Annotated in this window: 2 protein-coding genes; both read left to right on the top strand. The window is 60.1% G+C overall.

Going from position 1 to position 1428, the window contains the following annotated elements; translation table 11 throughout:
* Positions 1 to 420: 420 nt before the first annotated feature.
* A complete protein-coding gene (locus tag AQY21_RS02165) occupies positions 421 to 957 on the top strand; it encodes a Dps family protein (RefSeq protein ID WP_058096216.1) in 537 nt (178 codons plus the stop codon).
* Positions 958 to 1193: 236 nt separating this feature from the next.
* Positions 1194 to 1428: hypothetical protein (locus AQY21_RS29265; protein WP_152988068.1), on the top strand; the 235-nt coding region annotated here is incomplete at its 3' end.

Here is a 1428-nt window from a genome sequence, read left to right as displayed (position 1 = left end):
TGGCCGAGGTCGCCGTCACCGGCCCGATGGTGCGGGCCGTCCTTGCCGCCATCCGCCGTCTTCGAACGCCTCCGTCATGCGCATGACCACGATCCATGCCCAAGCTGAACGAAAGCGGCAGGACAGGTCCGTCTGCCGCGCGGAAAAGCGGCTCTGCCGGGCCAGAATGCTGCGGGTTCGAGGCTTGATCCACCCGACTTCGGCCGTTTGCGCGACGACAGACACCGCTCGGGGCGAAAAACGCTTGCCCAGCGAGCAAAATCAGGCGATCTTGAAGTCAAGCGGCAGGCCACTTGGGGAATGTCGGCTAAGTTTCTCTATTTCCGACATGTTTCCGTACATATGAATTAAGCCGCCAAAGCTTTGCTTTTTCGGAAAAACTGAGTCATCGTTAGGAAAGCGAAGAGAAGGAGTACGTTTATGACTGTCGTGCGTTCACTCTCCAAGAAAGCTGGCGGCGGCGCCCTTGCCACCCCCACCGACCTTGAACCGGCCCATGTCGCAAAGGTTGCCGCAGCCCTGAACCAGGTGCTGGCCGATGCCTTCGTTCTGTATCTGAAGACGAAGAATTTCCACTGGCATGTCAGCGGCAAGCATTTCCGCGACTATCACCTGCTTCTGGACGAGCAGGCCGGCACCATTTTCGCCACCTTTGACGCTCTGGCCGAGCGCGTGCGCAAGCTGGGCGCGCCCACCATCCACTCCTATGCCGAGGTGCTCAAGCTCACCACGCTGACCGAGAACAATGATGGTTTCGTCTCTCCTGAAGCCATGTTCAATGAGCTGATCGCCGACAACAAGGCGCTCATCAAGACCATCCGCAATGCCCATGCCGTGACCGACGCGGCGGATGACATCGCCTCTGCTGGTCTGCTTGAAGGCTATATTGATGAAGCTGAAAAGCGGCTTTGGTTCCTATTCGAAACCAACCAGAACCGTGAGGACAGCGCGAGCTGACACCGGTCCGCTTTCGGGTGACATCGCACGGGTCTGGCGGATGACAGCCAGACCATTGCGCGAAAGCCGGTCCCTTTCAAGAACAGGCGGTGGACGCTTTGCGTTCGCCGCCTGTTCTTTTCAGCGGGCCACAGCGCCGGAACACGAACCGATTCGCGCAACCCGCGCGGGTCCGCATCTCAGGCGCGGCACACCCACATCACCGTGCGGATCCGCTTTGACTGGCGCAGGCCGGATTGGGGCGCGCCACCAGCCCGCGTCGGCTGATTTATCCCGCTGAAACGCCTTGTTTTTATGGCCATTCCGCCTGCCTTGTGGTAGCCGGGCGCATGTCGAATACGGCCCAAATCCTTCCCGATGATCCGGCGCGTTTGAAGGCGCTGATCTTGGCGTTGCAGGCGGAGAACGCGAAGATCTCGGCCACGTTGCGCGCTCATGACCAGCTGATCCAGTCCCTGCGGCTGCGCATTG

Origin of the sequence: Paracoccus sp. MKU1, from assembly GCF_001447385.1 — a bacterium.
In the GTDB taxonomy this organism is placed as follows: Bacteria; Pseudomonadota; Alphaproteobacteria; order Rhodobacterales; family Rhodobacteraceae; genus Paracoccus.
Note: the sequence above shows the minus strand (reverse complement) of the source record. Positions and strands in the feature narration are given on the sequence as shown.

Coding starts and splice junctions, on each gene's coding strand:
- AQY21_RS02165 (WP_058096216.1), top strand. CDS start 421: ATGACTGTCGTGCGTTCACTCTCCAAGAAAGCTGGCGGCGGCGCCCTT.